The organism is Papillibacter cinnamivorans DSM 12816, assembly GCF_900176335.1.
Lineage (GTDB): Bacteria > Bacillota > Clostridia > Oscillospirales > Oscillospiraceae > Papillibacter > Papillibacter cinnamivorans.
Genome location: NZ_FWXW01000003.1, coordinates 137,711 through 154,068, shown reverse-complemented (window position 1 = coordinate 154,068; position 16,358 = coordinate 137,711). Strand labels below are relative to the sequence as shown.

The 16,358-nt window shown below is 55.1% G+C and carries 14 protein-coding genes and 3 tRNA genes; 14 read left to right on the top strand and 3 right to left on the bottom strand.

Annotated elements, in window-relative coordinates; all coding sequences use genetic code 11:
* Positions 1 to 110: 110 nt before the first annotated feature.
* Positions 111 to 1,742 (bottom strand): DAK2 domain-containing protein, encoded by a 1,632-nt coding sequence (locus B9A13_RS05600; protein ID WP_084234072.1) that lies wholly within the window; start codon positions 1,740 to 1,742, stop codon positions 111 to 113.
* A 25-nt stretch (positions 1,743 to 1,767) separates the two neighbouring features.
* On the bottom strand, positions 1,768 to 2,118 hold the full coding sequence (locus B9A13_RS05595) for an Asp23/Gls24 family envelope stress response protein (protein WP_084234380.1): 351 nt from the start codon (positions 2,116 to 2,118) through the stop codon (positions 1,768 to 1,770).
* 399 nt (positions 2,119 to 2,517) lie between these two features.
* Here B9A13_RS05595 and B9A13_RS05585 point away from each other — a divergent pair, with 399 nt between their 5' ends.
* The 5 genes from B9A13_RS05585 (at position 2,518) to B9A13_RS05565 (ending at position 7,592) form a co-directional block, all read left to right on the top strand.
* The gene (locus B9A13_RS05585; RefSeq protein ID WP_084234070.1) at positions 2,518 to 2,697 is read left to right on the top strand and encodes a hypothetical protein; all 180 of its coding nucleotides are present in this window, start codon (positions 2,518 to 2,520) and stop codon (positions 2,695 to 2,697) included.
* Between the two features lie 335 nt (positions 2,698 to 3,032).
* A complete protein-coding gene (locus B9A13_RS05580; RefSeq protein WP_084234069.1) occupies positions 3,033 to 4,352 on the top strand; it encodes a CitMHS family transporter in 1,320 nt (439 codons plus the stop codon).
* A 25-nt stretch (positions 4,353 to 4,377) separates the two neighbouring features.
* Positions 4,378 to 5,718 carry an acyclic terpene utilization AtuA family protein gene (locus B9A13_RS05575; RefSeq protein ID WP_084234068.1) on the top strand — a complete coding sequence of 447 codons (1,341 nt, stop codon included), beginning with the start codon at positions 4,378 to 4,380 and terminating at the stop codon, positions 5,716 to 5,718.
* Between the two features lie 3 nt (positions 5,719 to 5,721).
* Complete coding sequence (locus B9A13_RS05570; RefSeq protein ID WP_084234067.1) at positions 5,722 to 6,021, top strand: AtuA-related protein; 300 nt, start codon at positions 5,722 to 5,724, stop codon at positions 6,019 to 6,021.
* A gap of 215 nt (positions 6,022 to 6,236) precedes the next feature.
* A complete protein-coding gene (locus tag B9A13_RS05565; RefSeq protein ID WP_084234066.1) occupies positions 6,237 to 7,592 on the top strand; it encodes a sigma-54 interaction domain-containing protein in 1,356 nt (451 codons plus the stop codon).
* A gap of 359 nt (positions 7,593 to 7,951) precedes the next feature.
* Here the strand turns inward: B9A13_RS05565 and B9A13_RS05560 are convergent.
* A tRNA-Val gene (locus tag B9A13_RS05560) sits at positions 7,952 to 8,027 on the bottom strand.
* Between the two features lie 219 nt (positions 8,028 to 8,246).
* Between B9A13_RS05560 and ymfI the strand changes: the two genes are divergently transcribed.
* The 9 genes from ymfI (at position 8,247) to B9A13_RS05515 (ending at position 16,264) form a co-directional block, all read left to right on the top strand.
* On the top strand, positions 8,247 to 8,981 hold the full coding sequence (ymfI, locus tag B9A13_RS05555; protein WP_084234065.1) for an elongation factor P 5-aminopentanone reductase: 735 nt from the start codon (positions 8,247 to 8,249) through the stop codon (positions 8,979 to 8,981).
* A 269-nt stretch (positions 8,982 to 9,250) separates the two neighbouring features.
* Positions 9,251 to 10,438, top strand: coding sequence for an ABC transporter substrate-binding protein (locus B9A13_RS05550; protein WP_084234064.1), 1,188 nt, complete (start codon positions 9,251 to 9,253; stop codon positions 10,436 to 10,438).
* A 222-nt stretch (positions 10,439 to 10,660) separates the two neighbouring features.
* A complete protein-coding gene (locus B9A13_RS05545) occupies positions 10,661 to 11,536 on the top strand; it encodes a branched-chain amino acid ABC transporter permease (RefSeq protein ID WP_084234063.1) in 876 nt (291 codons plus the stop codon).
* Complete coding sequence (locus tag B9A13_RS05540) at positions 11,523 to 12,554, top strand: branched-chain amino acid ABC transporter permease (protein WP_242942791.1); 1,032 nt, start codon at positions 11,523 to 11,525, stop codon at positions 12,552 to 12,554. Before B9A13_RS05545 ends, B9A13_RS05540 begins: the two co-directional genes overlap by 14 nt.
* Complete coding sequence (locus B9A13_RS05535; RefSeq protein WP_084234062.1) at positions 12,538 to 13,335, top strand: ABC transporter ATP-binding protein; 798 nt, start codon at positions 12,538 to 12,540, stop codon at positions 13,333 to 13,335. Before B9A13_RS05540 ends, B9A13_RS05535 begins: the two co-directional genes overlap by 17 nt.
* Before the next feature lie 72 nt (positions 13,336 to 13,407).
* Positions 13,408 to 14,109 carry an ABC transporter ATP-binding protein gene (locus B9A13_RS05530; RefSeq protein ID WP_084234061.1) on the top strand — a complete coding sequence of 234 codons (702 nt, stop codon included), beginning with the start codon at positions 13,408 to 13,410 and terminating at the stop codon, positions 14,107 to 14,109.
* 201 nt (positions 14,110 to 14,310) lie between these two features.
* Positions 14,311 to 14,386: transfer RNA gene (locus B9A13_RS05525), tRNA-Thr, on the top strand.
* A 4-nt stretch (positions 14,387 to 14,390) separates the two neighbouring features.
* Positions 14,391 to 14,475 (top strand) — tRNA-Tyr (locus B9A13_RS05520).
* 403 nt (positions 14,476 to 14,878) lie between these two features.
* Entirely contained in the window at positions 14,879 to 16,264 is a 1,386-nt protein-coding gene (locus B9A13_RS05515; RefSeq protein WP_084234060.1) for a nucleoside kinase, read from the top strand.
* The last annotated feature ends 94 nt before the right edge of the window (positions 16,265 to 16,358 follow it).

Below are 16,358 nucleotides of genomic sequence, written 5' to 3'. Positions count from 1 at the left end.
CGGCAGCTAGGAGCGTCGGAATGCAAACGGCCGCGAAACGCAGGCCTGCTGAAAAGCCCGGGCGCGGGATCAATTCCCGCGCCCGGATATTTTTCATATCTATCCAGTCCCTATTCGGCCGAGATCATATAGTAATACACGGGCTGTCCCCCGTAAACAAGGCTGGTTTCTGCGGAAGGACAGGCGGCGGAAAACAAATCCTTAACCCTTTCGGCCTCCTCCGGACTCACGGATTCCCCGTAGAACACCGTGACGAACTCGGGATTCCGCCCGGCAATCATTTCTGCCAGTCGGGCGAGCAGGGCGGTAAGATCCTTGTCCGTACCGAACATCTGATTGCCGGCCAGAGCCAGGTAATCTCCCTCGGTTATGGAAAATCCGTCATATTCCGAATCCCGGGCCGCATAGGTGACCTGGGCGGTATATACCTTGGAATACGCTTCTGTCATGGCTTTAGTGAGTTCCGCTTCTTCCAGTTCCGGATCCACCGCCAGCATAGCGGCAACCCCCTGGGGAACGCTTTCCGTGTGCAGTACAATCACCTTTTTTTCCGAAAGGGGAACGCACTGCTCCGCCGCCAGGATCACGTTTTTATTGTTGGGCAGGATATAGATGATCTCCGAAGGGGTCTTGTCGATCTCCCGCAGAATATCTTCTGTGGCGGGATTCATGGTCTGTCCGCCGCCCACGATGCCGTCCACGCCAAGATCGGTGAATACGGCCTGGATTCCTTTTCCGGCGCAGACCGAGATGAAGCCGTATTTCTTCGTCGGCTCCGCCACATTGCGCGTGGCCTCGCAAACGGCGTTTTCCAGGATCTCGGTGTGCTGCTCCCGCATATTTTCTACCTTGACGGTAAGAAGGGGCCCGTATTTCAGCGCCTCCTCCAGCGCGACGCCGGGATTGTTGGTGTGCACATGGACCTTGATGATCTCGTCGTCGTCCACGAATACCAAACTGTCTCCCAGATCGCACAGAAACAGGCGCAGCTTGTTGGGATCTCTCTGGTTTTCCCGGCTTACGATAAATTCGGTGCAGTAGCCGAACTTGATATCCTCGGTGGCAAATGCCTCGAAGTCCGCTCTCTCCTTGGCGGGCTCCTCCTGGACGGGCGCATCCGGGATTGCCTCCCCCTGAAGGCACTTGAGCATGCCTTCCAGCAAAATGAGGTATCCCTTGCCGCCTGCGTCGATAACCCCCGCCTTTTTCAGAACGGGATTCTGATGAATCGTATTGTCCAGAGCGACCTTTCCTTCGGCAATGGCTTCTTCCAGCACGAATTCGATGGACTGGTTGCGCTCCGATGCGTCCACGGCCTGTTTTGCCACCATCCGGGAGACCGTCAGTATAGTGCCCTCGGCGGGTTTCATCACCGCGTTGTAGGCTGCGGAAACGCCCTCTCCCAGCGCGGCGGCAAACTCCGCCCCGCCGATGTGCTCCTTATCCCGCAGCGACCGTGCAACTCCCCGGAAAAGAAGGGACAATATGACCCCGGAGTTGCCCCGCGCGCCCCGAAGAAGGGCGTTGGCGGTGATTTCCGCCGCCTTTCCCACGGTTTCCGGGTTGTGCTTGCGCAGTTCCGCCGCAGCGGTGCCGATGGTAAGACTCATATTGGTGCCGGTGTCTCCGTCGGGAACCGGGAATACGTTGAGTTCGTTGATTTCCTGTTTGTGAAGATTGATAAGGGCTGAGGCAGATAAAATCATCTGCTTGAACCACAGCCCGTCGATGGTTTCTCTCATTGTGATATCATCCCCTTTGCCAAGATCAGCCGATGACCATGGAGTCGATAAAGACGTCAACCGACTTGACCTCAACTCCGGTAGTTTTGTTGACAATATACCGCACTTCGCTGATGATGGACCGGCAAAGAGCCGTGATATTGACGCCGTGGTCGATAATAATGTGCAGCTCGATGGATACCGAATTGTCCTCGTGGTATGTTACGTGGACGCCCTTGGCCATGGATTCCCTGCGCAGCAGATGAACCAGGCCGTCCGTCATGGAACGGAAGGCCATGCCCTTGACGCCGAAGCAGTTGGTGGCCGCGGCACCCGTAATGTTCGTAAAAACGTCGCTGCTGATGAGTACTTCACCCTTATCGGTTTGCAGCTTTATCATAATGCTGTCCATTCCCTTCTCTCAAATTCCAAGTACCGGCCTGCAGCCGGCCGCTCCGGAAAACCCTTCGGGTCTCCGGAATATCCTCTGCCCGTGGAGCGGCGCTCCCGGGGGTATCCTCATGGTACGTCCTTACATTGTAATCCATTTTATCGCAAAGGACAAGAGAAAAATGCGCGCCGCAGAGGGACCGTAAAAAGCACAGGGAGCTTCAGGACTGCGGTTAAAGCGGCCGGCATCCGCTTTAAAGTTTCGTAACGGAATCGTAATGAAAATTTTATTGTATTATAGCTGCAAAAGAGTGTAAAATATAGAAAAGGAAATCTGCCGCGCCTTGCGGCGGATGCACAAAGGAAAGTTCGGCGGCAGGCCGCCGGGCGGGATAGGAGGTTCGGTTTGAAAGACACGGTGGGTTTTGTATTGAAAATTGTTGGAGTGTGCCTGATGCTGGCGGCGGTGATCTGCCTTATGGTTGCATATAAAAAGAAAATTTTCGCCTGCTGCTCCAGAACGAAGGCGGTGCTCACCCGGAAAATTGTCCCCTCGGAGTATGACGATTACGCGGATGTAAAGTAGCTCCGCGGAAGACGTTCCCTGAAATACGGAGCCTTGAACTGAATGAAAGCGAGCCCGGCCGGATCGGCCGGGCTCGCTTTTGATTTTTTAGAGAAAAATCCGATACGGTAACAGTTTCGGAATTTCGGAATTTTAGTGACGAATATTTCAATATTTCAGAATTATGAAAACTTACCGGGTTAAAACGTCTGAAAAAGCCCGGATTTCTTGGCACGGATTTTGCCTTAAGCAAAGATGTAAATTTAATATCTGCTTGGCCGCTGTGCAGACCGGGAGGGAGATGGCGCTATAAATACAGCGGAGCGCTAAACGAAAAATTGAGGGAGGTAATATCTGTGTTTTTAGGAATCATGGGAATCGTCATGATGGTTGTGATTCTCGCCGCGATTATGTCCAACAAGGTTCCTACTATCATTGCACTGGCGCTGATCCCGTGTATCTTCTGCGTGATTGTGGGCGGCGCGGCCGGGCTGTCCGACTATGTCGCGGCCGGAATCAAGAGCGTTGCCGCCACCGGCACAATGTTTATTTTTTCCATTCTGTTCTTTGGCGTACTCACAGACGCCGGTACGTTCCGACCCATTGTTAAAGGGGTTCTGAAGGTGGTTGGGAACGATCCTGTCAAGATCACCGTCGGCTCGGCCATTTTGGCAATGATTGTTCATCTGGACGGTTCCGGCGTGGTCACCTTTATGGTTTGCATTCCCGCGCTGCTGCCTCTGTATAAAAAGCTTGGCATGCGTCCCATGACTCTCGCAATGGTGGTCGCCCTGGCGGCCGGAGTTATGAACATCGAACCCTGGGGTGGGCCAACCCTGCGGGCGGCGACAGGCCTTGCAATATCGACCACACAGTTGTACAATGCTATGATCCCGGCACAGATTGCAGGTCTGGTGGCGGTTCTGGTGATTGCCTACCTGCTGGGCAAGAAGGAAAAAGAATTTGTGATAAAAACGGGAGGACTTGGGAGCGAAGCGTATGCCGGCACCTTTGTTGCGGATATGAACTCGTCGGAGGAAGATGACGCCCTTCTGCGCCCCAAGATGTTCATCCCCAACCTGATTTTGATTATTTTATCTATCGTTTGTATGATCGCCGGCTGGCTGTCCAATACCCTGACCTTTATTTTAGCCTCCTGCATCGCGCTGATGATCAATTATCCCAATCCCAAGGCCCAGATGGCCCGTATCAACGCCCACGCGAAGAATATCGTCCTCATGGTGGCCGTCATCTTCGCCTCGGGTGTGCTGTCTGGCGTTATGAGCGGCAGCGGAATGTCCGACGGCATAACCCAACTCATCATGGCCATAACGCCTCAAAATGCCGGCGGACTTCTTCCCCTGCTCTTCGGCATTCTGGCGGTTCCTGTCATGTTCTTCATTCCCATGGAGGCGTTTTTCTTTGCCATTCTCCCCGTTCTCTCCAATGTCGCAGTTAACTTCGGTATTGGTTATGAAATGGTGGCAAGAGCGTCTCTTTCCGCCAACGCAACAGTTGCGTTCCCGTTTACGCCTTTATCTGCCGCCGCAATCCTTCTGGTGGGAATGTGCGGCCTGGAATGGGGTCCCTGGCAGCGCAAGGGCATACCTCTGGCTATTATTGTGGGCTGGGTCATTCTTCTGGTTTTATACATCACCGGCGCAGTTACCTTCTAACGATATATATTAAGGAGTCTTATAGATGCGTACAATAAGAATTGGCGGCGGCGCCGGATTTTCGGAAGACGATCTGGAGCCTGCGCTGGACCTGATGAAATACGGCGACATCGATTACATCTGCTTTGAATGTCTGGCCGAGCGTACCATCGCCATCGCCCAGCAGCAGAAGCTGGCAAATCCCCGGAAGGGCTATAATGCCGGACTGGAATTCCGCATGGAGCATGTGCTCCCCCTGGCCAGGGAGAAGGGGATCAAGGTAATCACCAATATGGGCGCGGCGAACGTCGAGCGGGCGATGGAAGTAACCATGGAGATCGCCGCACGGCTCGGCCTCACCGGGCTGAAAGTAGCCGGTGTTATGGGAGACGACGTGTTCGACAAGCTGGATCGCTATAAGGATATTCCGATCTTCGAAACCGGTGAACGTTTCGGCGGCTTCAAAAAGCCTCTGGTTTCTGCAAACGCGTATTTGGGGTTTGAGGGAATCGCCGAGGCTCTGGACAACGGCGCCGACGTAGTGATTACCGGGCGCTGCGCGGATGCCGCCCTGTTTCTCGGTCCCCTGGTCCACGAATTCGGCTGGAACACCTACGAGATGTACGGCAAGGGTACCCTGGTGGGCCACCTCATGGAGTGCTCCTCGTATCTGACCGGAGGGTATTTCTGCATTCCCGGGAAAAGCGACGTGGAGGATTTCTGGAACATCGGATTTCCCATTGCGGAAGTCAGCGAAGACGGCACATTTTTTGTAACCAAGTTGGACCGGGCGGGCGGCCGCGTGGATGTGCAGACCTGCACCGAGCAGCTGCTGTACGAAATTCACGATCCGGCGAGTTATTTGACTCCCAATTGCGTTGCCGATTTCTCCGGAGTCCGGTTTGAAGAAGTGGCGAAAAACAGGGTAAAGGTGACAGGCGCCACAGGACGTCCCGCCACGGGCAAATACAAGGTGAGCGTCGGGTACAAAGACAGCTATGTCGGCATCAGCGAGCTGGGCCTGTGCGGCCTCCGTTGGAAGGAGAGATGCGACCTGTATTTTGAAGCGGCGGAGAAGCGCTGGCAAGCATATGGAGAAAAGCCGGAAGAGCACCAGTTTTCCATTATCGGTTACAATTCCATCTGCAGGGATGCGGAGCATATGAATTTTGACCTGACGCAGATTCCCGAGGTCAGAGCGAGAATTGCCGTCCGGGCGGACAGTATGCAGAGGGTGAAGCGCCAGATTGAACTGGCAAATCCGCCGCTTTCCTGCCCGGCTGGGGCATCAATCCTTACCGCAAACTTTAAGGAAGTGCTGGCGATCCTGTCCCTTCTGATCCCCTGCACAGATGTGAATATACGCGTATTCTATCGGGAGGTGTGATACATGAAATTAGCGGATATAGCGCACTCCCGTACGGGAGATAAGGGCAATATTTCCAATGTTTCGCTCATCGCATACAATAGAAAGAACTACGACCTCATCAGAGAAAAGGTGACCGCGGAACGGGTGAAGGAATGGTTCAGGGACAAGGTCAGGGGAAAAGTGGTCCGTTATGAGCTGCCTCAGCTCGGCGCACTGAATTTCGTGATGTACGACGCCTTGGGCGGCGGCGTTACGAAGACCCTGGATATCGATCCGCACGGCAAGGCTCTCAGTCAGTTTTTGTTGATGATGGACATCTGAGAGCGTCCCGTGTGTTCCTATATATGCCCTCCTCTGCAGAGACGGCCGGATTGAAATTCGGCCGTCTCTGCAGATGCATAATCGAAGAGGTATAGGCGGACGCGGGCGGAAAAACGGATCGAAATTGGGGGAATTGTGATACAATAATAAATGTAAGCAAGACTGTATTTTTCATAAGGCTTGTTGATGTGCAAACTGCTGCAAAGGAGATCCCTATGGAATTGAGTACGTTCTTGATAGCTGCTCTAAACAGCATTGACGACGGTTTTCTGATGATCGACAGGGCGGGGCGAATCGTGTTCGCGTCCAGAGCCTATGAACAGCTTATCGGCCTGAGGTCGGAGCAGATTGTGGGAAGGCTGCTGCTGGAGATGAGGCCCGGCGCCCGGCTGAAAAATGTGATGGACCAGGGACAGAAACAGAAATACATCAAGCGCGTGGAGGGGGCTCAGGAATATGTGACCTCTCTGTATCCCATCGTCCACGAAGGCGAAATCATCGGCGGTGTTTCCGTGGGAGCTCTGCTGAAGCATGCCCTTGAAAACAGCGAAATGGTCTCAAAATACAAGCATAAAATCAGTGAGCTTACCAGAACAATCAAGGACATCCAGCGGGCATCGATTACATTTGACAATATCGTTGCAAAGGATCTGTCCTCGCTTTCACTGCAGTATCTTGCTAAAAAGGTAGCCCGGAAAAACATCGATATTCTCATCACCGGCGAATCGGGTACGGGCAAGGAGATGTATGCTCAGGCCATACACAATGCTTCGGAGCGCCGGGAGGAGAGCTTTATTGCGGTCAATTGCGCGGCCCTTCAGAACAATCTCCTGGAATCGGAACTGTTCGGCTATGAGGAGGGGGCCTTTACGGGCGCCCGGAAGGGCGGCAAGGCGGGCCTGTTTGAGGCGGCGGAAGGCGGGACTATGTTTTTAGACGAAATTTCTGAATTGCCCTATGACCTGCAGGCAAAAGTGCTGCGCGTGCTTCAGGAGAAGACGGTACGCCGTGTGGGAGGGACCAAGGAGATTCCGGTCAACGTCCGGGTCATCGCGGCCAGCAACGTGGACCTGGAAAGCCGAATTGCCAAGGGGATTTTCAGGGAGGACCTGTATTATAGAATTGCGGTGTTTCCTATTGAAATCCTGCCTCTTCGGAAACGACCGGACGACATTCTGCCCATGGCGGGATACTTTCTGCGCAATTACGAGACCCAGCTGGGACGCCGGATCGATATCTCGGAAGAAGCCCGAAAGGCTCTTCTTCTTTACGAATGGCCCGGGAATATACGGGAGCTGAAAAACGCAATTGATTTTGCGGCCACTCTTATGAACGGTTTTGAAATCACCCTTGAGGACCTCCCTCAACGTCTTCAGAATCTGTATGCCCAGAGTGATGTGAAAGTTTCCAATCTCAAAGTAAAGGTAAAAGCCTTTGAGAAAAAGCAGATTCTTCACGCCATTGATATATACGGCGATACGCTGGAGGGCAAGAAGCAGGCCGCGGAGGCGCTGGGTATTTCCCTTACCAGCCTGTACGGCAAGCTCCAGGATAAAGCTTCTGACGACTGACCGAGAAGGACAGGCAAAGCCTGTCCCAAATCCCGCCTTGCGCGGGACGCGCCGGGTGGCGCGTAAATTCGGAGCAGGGCGGAGAATTTTCGCAGGCGGAATTCATTTCCGCCGTGGCGATGAAATCAAAAGGTGGAGCGGCCCGAGAAGGCCGCGTAACCCAAAAAGAAGGACAGGCAAAGCCTGTCCCAAATCCCGCCTTGTGCGGGACGCGCCGGGTGGCGCGTAAATTCGGAGCAGGGCGGAGAATTTTCGCAGGCGGAATTCATTTCCGCCGTGGCGATGAAATCAAAAGGTGGAGCGGCCCGAGAAGGCCGCGTAACCCAAAAAGAAGGACAGGCAAAGCCTGTCCTTCTTTTTGGTGGACGATAACGGGTTCGAACCGCTGACCCTTCGCACGTCAAGCGAATGCTCTACCAGCTGAGCTAATCGTCCGTTCAGTTTTTCGCCTTCAGAGTCGTATGATATCTTACCCCAAAGAACCCTCTTTGTCAATACCTTTTTGCCCTCCCGGGGCGGACGCCGGGCCGTTGCAAAGCCCGCCCCGGCGTGATAGAATAAGAAAAATCCGCCCGGTAAACCGGGCAAAGACAAGCTGGTAAGGTTATATACGGTCTCGTGCCTTTAAGTTTCGGAAACCTAAGGAGGTCGGTCATGGAAAAAACCGCGCTTATTACCGGCGCCTCCCGGGGAATCGGCAGGGAGACGGCCCGGCTTTTGGCCCGCGAAGGATACTCTCTTGTTCTCAATTATTATCGGAGCGAGGCGGAGGCGCTGGACCTTGCGGAAGAACTGAAGAGGATGGGAACCCGCGTGCTTGCTCTGCGGGCCGATGTTGCGGACCGGGAGCAGGTGGACGGTATGGTGCGCTCCGCTCTGGCCGCCTTCGGCGGGATTGATGTTCTGGTAAATAATGCCGCCGTTTCTCTTTGGGGTCAGTTTCAGGATGTGACGGAAGAGGAATGGGACAGGCTGTTCGCCGTCAATGTCAAAGGGGTCTTTCACTGCTGCAGGGCGGTCCTGCCGGCTATGCTCCGCGCAAAGCGGGGAAAGATCGTCAATATTTCCTCTGTCTGGGGCATGACGGGGGCCTCCTGCGAAGCGGCTTACTCCGCCTCGAAAGCGGCGGTGATCGGCCTGACCCGCGCGCTGGCGAAGGAACTGGGGCCTTCCGGGATTCGGGTCAACTGCGTTGCCCCCGGGGTGATTGACGCCGGGATGAGCAGAAACCTTTCCGAGTCCGCGCTTAGCGCGCTTCGGGAGGAAACCCCCCTGAGCATGCTGGGAAGCCCGGCGGATGTAGCCGGGGCGGTTTTGTATCTGGCCTCCGACAGTGCCGATTTTATAACAGGCCAGGTGCTCAGCCCCAACGGGGGATTTGTGATATGAATTCCGGCCCGACGGAGTGAAGGTTTTACCGGTTATAGCTTGAAAAAACAGGCCTGGTTTCCCGGAATGGGACCCCCCGGATTCGCCATAAGTTTTATTGACAATTGCATTTATTAAATGTATAATTACCAATAACTCATACGCAAATGGGAATTTGCCTTTAAAAATGCATGCGGGAGAAAGAAAAATGCCATTCTTTTTTCTGCGGGAAACGTCCCCGTGGTAATGAGCAAATGCCATTTCATATGAACAGTTTGGGAGGTAAAATAATGAAAAAGAAAGGTCTTCTTGCGCTGGCTCTTGCTTTAGCTCTTTGCATTGCTACCCTGGCCGGATGCAGCGGCGGAGGAACTGCCGCGACGCCTACGCCTACCGCTGCCGCGCCGCAGACGATTAAGATCGGCTGCCTGGCTCCCCTCACCGGAAACGTTGCGGTATACGGGATCGCCGCCCGCAACGGCGCAAAGCTCTACATAGATGAAGTCAACGCAGCCGGCGGAATCAACGGCAAGCAGATTGAGTTCATCGAATACGACGAAAAAGGCGACGCAACCGAAGCGGTTAACGCATACAACAAGCTGGTGGACGACGGCGTGACCGCCATCATCGGTGACGTGACCAGCAAGCCCACCATTGCCGTTGCCCAGATTTCCGTGGAAGACAATATGCCCATGATTTCCGGAACCGCTACCGCTGCCGACGTGACCAGCTACGGCAACAACATGTTCCGCTCCTGCTTCCTGGATCCCTTCCAGGGCACGACCATGGCGAAGTTCGCCCAGGAAAAGCTGGGAGCCACCAAGGTCGCCGTCATCTATAACACCGGCGACGACTATTCCAAGGGCCTTGCCGAATCCTTTACCTCCACCGCGACGGAACTGGGCATGACCGTGGTCGCCTCCGAAGGCTATGCCACCGGCGACGTGGACTTTACCGCCCAGCTGACCAATATCACCACCCAGAAGCCCGACGTTCTGCTCTGCCCGGACTACTATAATACGGTTGTCCTCATTGCCCAGCAGGCCAAGTCCGTCGGCCTCACCGCCACCCTCCTGGGCTGCGACGGCTGGGACGGCGTTCTTACCGTTACCGGCAATGACGCTTCTGCCGTGGAAGGCGCTTACTTCTGCAACCATTATTCCACCGCCGACACCTCCGAGCTGGTGCAGAATTTCCTGAAGAATTACGAAGCCGCTTACGGCGAGACCGCCAACGCCTTTGCCGCCACCACCTATGACGCCGCCAAGATCCTTCTGGCCGGCATCCAGGCTGCGGAAGACGCCGGACTCACGGCCGGCACCGCCGAGTATAAGCAGGCTGTTATCGACGCCATGGACAAAACCGACATGGACTGCGTCACCGGACACATCACCTTCGATGAAAACAACAACCCCATCAAGAGCTGCGCCATCATTAAGATCGTCAACGGCGCGTATTCCTACGAAGGCCAGTTCTAAGCTGCAATAAAGCGCGGTGCAATACCTGCGCACAATACTGTGCGGGGGGAAGGAGCTCGGCTCCTCTCCCCGCAATAGTTTGTATTCCCCGCAAAAAAGGAAAAAGCCGGATATGCAGGCGAATAAAGGCGCGTGCATATCCGGCTCCATCCCGGACCGGCGCGCTGCGTTGCGGTGGGAGCCGGGCGGCGGCTGAATTGTAAAGAAGCAAGGTGGTTCTCCATGACATTTCTCTATCAGGTGATAAACGGGCTTCAGGTAGGCAGCATTTACGCCCTTGTGGCCTTGGGTTACAGCATGGTCTACGGTATCGTGAACCTTATAAACTTCGCCCACGGGGATATTATCATGGTGGGCGCTTATTGTGCCTGGCTGGCAATGATGAAATGGGGCGCGCCCCCCTGGATTTCCATCTTGTTTGCCATAGCCTTCTGTACCGTACTGGGAATGACCATAGAAAAGGTGGCATACAAGCCCCTTCGGAAGTCCCCCCGGATTTCCCTGCTGATCACCGCTATCGGCGTGAGCCTCTTTTTGGAAAACCTGGCCCAGCTTGTTTTTACCGCCAATCCTCAGCGCTTTCCCACCATTGTGACCCTGCCCTCCATTCAGCTGGGCAGCCGTCAGCTCAGTGCCACAACGATTATGACCATTGTGGTGTCCGTGTTTTTCATGGTGGTTTTGAGCTTTTTGGTCAACAAGACCAAAATGGGAAAGGCGATGCGCGCCGCCTCCGAGGACGAGGCTACCGCCCAGCTGATGGGCATCAATGTGAATCACACCATTTCCTTTACCTTTGCCATCGGCTCGGCCCTGGCCGCCGTGGGTGCGATTCTCTACTGCAGCGCCTATACCCAGCTGTCTCCCCTCATGGGGGTTATGCTGGGCCTCAAAGCCTTTGTCGCCGCGGTGCTGGGAGGAATCGGGTCCATTCCGGGCGCAATGATAGGCGGGCTTGTGATCGGTCTGGCGGAGAGCCTGACAAAAGGATACATCTCCTCCCAGCTGGCCGACGGCGTCGTGTTCGGAATTCTGATTGTCGTGCTGCTCATCAAGCCCACGGGTCTCATGGGCCGCAGCATGAATGAGAAAGTGTAGGGTGGAGGCCATGGAATTTCGGTTTAAAACCCGTACGAAATACCTGATCAATACGGTGGCGGTTTTGGCCCTGTACTTCTTTCTGATGTTTCTTCAGGGCGACGTGCTTACCAGGTATCAGTCAAAAATGCTTATTCCCGTGGGAATATACATTATCCTGGCCGTGAGCCTCAACCTTGCCGCCGGTTTTCTCGGCCAGCTTCCCCTGGGGCACGCCGGCTTCATGTCGGTGGGAGCTTATACCGCGGCGCTCTTTACCAAAAACGTGGCGCTGCCCATCGCGGTTTCTTTCCCCCTGGGCCTGCTTCTGGGCGGAATCGTCGCCGCGATCTTCGGTATACTCATCGGGCTCCCCGCCCTGCGTCTCCGGGGAGATTACCTTGCCATCATTACCCTGGGCTTTTCCGAGATCATCCGGGTGATCATCCTGAACCTGGACTTTACCGGCGGAGCCTTCGGCCTTCGGGGGATTACCCGGGCGACGGACTTTACGTCGGTGTTCATCTGCGTCGTCATCACCATCGCGGTCCTTCATATGCTGATTAAGTCCCGTCACGGCAGGGCCATCATCGCCATCCGGGAAAATGAGATCGCCGCCGAGGCCACGGGAATTCCTACTACATACTATAAAACGCTGGGATTCACCGTTTCCGCCTTTTTCGCCGGGATCGCCGGAGGCCTTTACGCCCATTACCTGGGGATTCTGGACGCCGGCACTTTCGGATTTATGAAGTCTATAGAGATTCTGGTCATGGTGGTCCTGGGCGGCATGGGCTCCATGATAGGCTCGGTCATCGCCGCCACAGGCCTGACCCTGCTGCCGGAACTGCTGCGCGGCTTTGACAATTACCGCATGGTGATTTACTCGCTGCTGCTGGTGGTGGTCATGGTCTTTAAGCCTTCCGGCCTTATGGGGACCTATGATTTTTCCCTGAGCCGGTCCATAGAGTCCATCATCAATTCCCGCCGCCGGAAAGCGGCAAAAAAGGAGGGTGTATCCCATGACTCCCATACTTGACGTAGCCAATCTGGGGATCGACTTCGGCGGTCTGCAGGCTCTGGATGATTTCAACATCCAGGTATATAATAATGAAATTGTCGGGCTGATCGGGCCCAACGGCGCCGGCAAGACCACGGTGTTTAATCTTCTCACCAGCGTCTATCAGCCCTCCCGGGGCTCCATCGCTCTGGAGGGAAAAAAAACCAAGGGGAAAAACACCTATCAGGTCACCCAGTCCGGTATTGCCCGCACCTTTCAGAATATCCGGCTGTTCAAGGACATTTCCGTTCTGGATAATGTCATGGTGGCAATGCACAACGGTATGAGCTATACCCTTGCGGAAGCGGTTCTGCGCCTGCCCTCCTACTGGAAGCAGGAGGCTGCCGCCAGGCGGACCGCCATGGACCTGCTTGCGGTTTTCGATATGCAGGGGGTTGCCGATGCCAAGGCCGGAAGCCTGCCCTACGGTGCCCAGCGCCGTCTGGAAATCGCCCGTGCCCTGGCCACCCATCCCAAGGTCCTTCTTCTGGATGAGCCGGCTGCCGGCATGAACCCCTCGGAAACGGCGGAACTCATGACCACCATCCGTTCCATCCGGGACCGCTTCAATATAGCCATCATTCTCATTGAGCACGATATGAGCCTTGTCATGGGCATCTGCGAGCGGATTCTGGTCCTCAATTACGGCCTTGTGATCGCCCAGGGAACGCCGGAGGAGATCCGGAACAACCCCCTGGTCGTGGAGGCATATCTGGGGAAGAAGGATTCCGATGGGAAAAAGGGTATACAGGCGTCCTGATCCGCAGCCCGAGCGGCCGGCGGAGCATTGCGGCAAAAATAATCGGCGCGGTGAGCGCGCGGAGGGAACCATATGCTGAAGGTAACCGATATGAATGTGTATTACGGTGCGATCCATGCCATCAAGGGCATTTCCTTCGAGGTGAACGAGGGGGAGATCGTAACGCTCATCGGCGCCAACGGTGCGGGGAAAAGTACTACGCTGAAGACGATTTCCGGGCTTTTAAGGTCCAAAACGGGCGGCATCTCCTTTATGGGGCAGGATATTAAAAACATGCCTCCCCACAAAATCGTGGAGCTGGGGATTGCCCATGTTCCCGAGGGACGCCGCATCTTTTCCCGGATGACCGTGGAGGAAAACCTGGAGATGGGAGCCTTTACCTGCAAGCCCCAGGATATCCCTCCGGACATCGAGCGGGTGTTCGAGCGGTTCCCCAGGCTGAAGGAGCGCCGCCGGCAGATCGCGGGTACGCTCAGCGGCGGCGAGCAGCAGATGCTGGCTATGGGCAGAGGCCTTATGAGCCACCCGAAACTCATGATGCTGGACGAACCCTCCATGGGCCTCGCGCCGCTGCTGGTCTATCAGATTTTTGAGATCATCCGAGAACTTAACCGGGCGGGTACGACCATCCTGTTGGTGGAGCAGAACGCCCAGATGGCCCTGTCCATCGCGGACCGGGGATATGTTCTCGAAACCGGACGGATTGTGACAGCCGCGGACTCCGCCGTACTGCTGGACGACAGTGCCGTTCAGAAGGCCTACCTGGGAGGCTGACCGGCCGTTTCGCCGGAAGGGATAATAAAAGGGAGTCGGCCGTTTCCGCAGGATGCCGGGATCCTGGGCGTCTCTTGCCCCGGTGCAGCGCGGCGGCTTTTCCGGTTAACGGGAGAAATCACCGGGCGCACTTTTATGTTGACAAAGCGGTGCGTATCTGTTAAGATATCTTTTGCTGTGGACAACAGACGAACAGACGATGCTGGTGTAGCTCAGTCGGTAGAGCAGCTGATTTGTAATCAGCAGGTCGGGGGTTCAAGTCCGTCCACCAGCTCCAATATGGGGGAATTCCCGAGTGGCCAAAGGGGGCAGACTGTAAATCTGTTGGAAGTTCCTTCGGTGGTTCGAATCCACCTTCCCCCACCAAAGAAAACGAGCAGGCTTTGCCTGCTCGTTTTAACTTGTCGGGAGAAACGATTCGTCTTTTTGCCGACGGCGAAAAGCTTTTTGGATTTGACGCTCCGGACTTCTGACAAAAAAACCGTAAAAACATACCAGCCGTAAACCCGCCTTTTCTATGCGGCGGATGTGGTACTCCCTTTGCTGTGGCTGACATGGTACTCGGTATAGTAATAATTCATCAAACGGATAAGAATAGATGAATCGCAACTTATTTTCCGGAATACAGCGGAGGGCGGCAGGCCCGTTTCCTGCGTTAAAATCCCCAGCCCTTGACAACCCGCCCGGTTCGGGTATTCTGTATGTAGGAGCAATCCGGCCGGGGCCTTTGGCCCATGAAACGGCTATTAAACCGCGAAAGGAGCTCGCCATGCTGGAAACGCATTTGTTTAAAGAACGGCAGACGGTCAAGCTGGGGCTTATTAAAACGGTGCAGGACCTCTTCCCCGGTGAGACGCTGAAGACCGCTTATTCCATCAAGGACGGGGTGTTCTGTCGCCTGGATAAGTCGGCCCTGTCGGAGCGGGAAGTGCGAAAAATCGGCGTATGCCTCCGGGAATGGGTGAAAAACGACGAGCCCATCGAATTCCTTTGCAGAAAAGACGGGTATTACCATTACAGAATGGGAGAAACGGTGGTAAAAGTGTTGTATCCCGCCGATACCCATGCCTCCAGGGCGGAACCCTTTTCGGTGCTGCCGTTTTTTCCCGGCTTCATCGTGGATTTCGCGGCCTCCGGAGAGGAAAAGAACCTGCTTCTTCCGGAACGGCTGTCCTCCGCCTATGACAAGACCCAGAAATGGCTCAGCAACATCGGGATCGAGCTGGTGCCCGATGTAAACGCCTATATTGAATCGGGGCGCAGCCTGGAACTCATCAGCATCGCGGAAGCGCTGCAGGAAAAGGAGATTTCCGATATCGCCGACACGATCCTCAAGGAGCGCCGGTCCGTCCGGGTGGTGCTCATTACGGGTCCCTCCTCCTCCGGAAAGACCACCTTTGCCCAGCGGCTTTCCGCCCAGCTGCGGGTGAACGGCCTTCGGCCCATTCCGCTTTCCCTGGACAATTACTTTCTCAACCGGAACATGACGCCCCGTCGCAAGGACGGATCCTATGACTTTGAGAGCCTTCATGCTCTGGATCTAAAACTTCTGCAGCGGCAGGTAACGGAGCTCATCGGCGGAGAGACGGTGGAGACGCCGCTGTTTGATTTTGTGACCGGCACCCGCATGGAAAAGACCCGGCCCCTGAGCATGGGACCTTCGGAAATTCTGCTCATCGAGGGGATTCACGCCCTCAATCCCGAACTGCTGCCCGCCATCGGCAGATATAATCTCTTTAAGATTTATCTGGGTTCGCTGTTTGAACTGAATGTGGACCTCATGAACCGCGTTCCCACCACCGAGGTAAGGCTCCTGCGCAGAATGGTCAGAAGCGTGCGTTACAGGGGCACGAGCCCTGAGGAGACCATTCGCCAGTGGGATGCGGTCCGCGCCGGAGAGCGCAAATCGATTTTCAGATTTGCCGAAGAATCCGATGTGGTCTTCAATTCCAGCCTGCTTTACGAAATGCACGCGCTGCGCCCCTTCGCGGAGGACTCCCTGAAGCAGATCCCCGACGACAGTCCCTTCCGGGACACCCGGGACCGCCTCATGAATCTTTTAGATTTCTTCCAGAACATGGACTGCTCGAAGATCCCCTTTAATTCCATTCTCCGGGAGTTTATCGGCGGCAGCATTTATTTTGACGAGGAATAACCCCCGGCGAGTGGCCGCCAATCCCGGCTGCGTCTGAATTTTAATGGCGGGGAATATGAAAAACACAGTTTTTCATATTCCCCGCCATATCTTT

Excerpts from the sequence above, each read along its gene's own strand:
- B9A13_RS05600 (WP_084234072.1), bottom strand. The coding sequence starts at position 1,742 with ATGAGAGAAACCATCGACGGGCTGTGGTTCAAGCAGATGATTTTATCT.
- B9A13_RS05575 (WP_084234068.1), top strand. The coding sequence starts at position 4,378 with ATGCGTACAATAAGAATTGGCGGCGGCGCCGGATTTTCGGAAGACGAT.
- B9A13_RS05570 (WP_084234067.1), top strand. The coding sequence starts at position 5,722 with ATGAAATTAGCGGATATAGCGCACTCCCGTACGGGAGATAAGGGCAAT.
- B9A13_RS05565 (WP_084234066.1), top strand. The coding sequence starts at position 6,237 with ATGGAATTGAGTACGTTCTTGATAGCTGCTCTAAACAGCATTGACGAC.
- ymfI (WP_084234065.1), top strand. The coding sequence starts at position 8,247 with ATGGAAAAAACCGCGCTTATTACCGGCGCCTCCCGGGGAATCGGCAGG.
- B9A13_RS05550 (WP_084234064.1), top strand. The coding sequence starts at position 9,251 with ATGAAAAAGAAAGGTCTTCTTGCGCTGGCTCTTGCTTTAGCTCTTTGC.
- B9A13_RS05545 (WP_084234063.1), top strand. The coding sequence starts at position 10,661 with ATGACATTTCTCTATCAGGTGATAAACGGGCTTCAGGTAGGCAGCATT.
- B9A13_RS05540 (WP_242942791.1), top strand. The coding sequence starts at position 11,523 with ATGAGAAAGTGTAGGGTGGAGGCCATGGAATTTCGGTTTAAAACCCGT.
- B9A13_RS05535 (WP_084234062.1), top strand. The coding sequence starts at position 12,538 with ATGACTCCCATACTTGACGTAGCCAATCTGGGGATCGACTTCGGCGGT.
- B9A13_RS05530 (WP_084234061.1), top strand. The coding sequence starts at position 13,408 with ATGCTGAAGGTAACCGATATGAATGTGTATTACGGTGCGATCCATGCC.
- B9A13_RS05515 (WP_084234060.1), top strand. The coding sequence starts at position 14,879 with ATGCTGGAAACGCATTTGTTTAAAGAACGGCAGACGGTCAAGCTGGGG.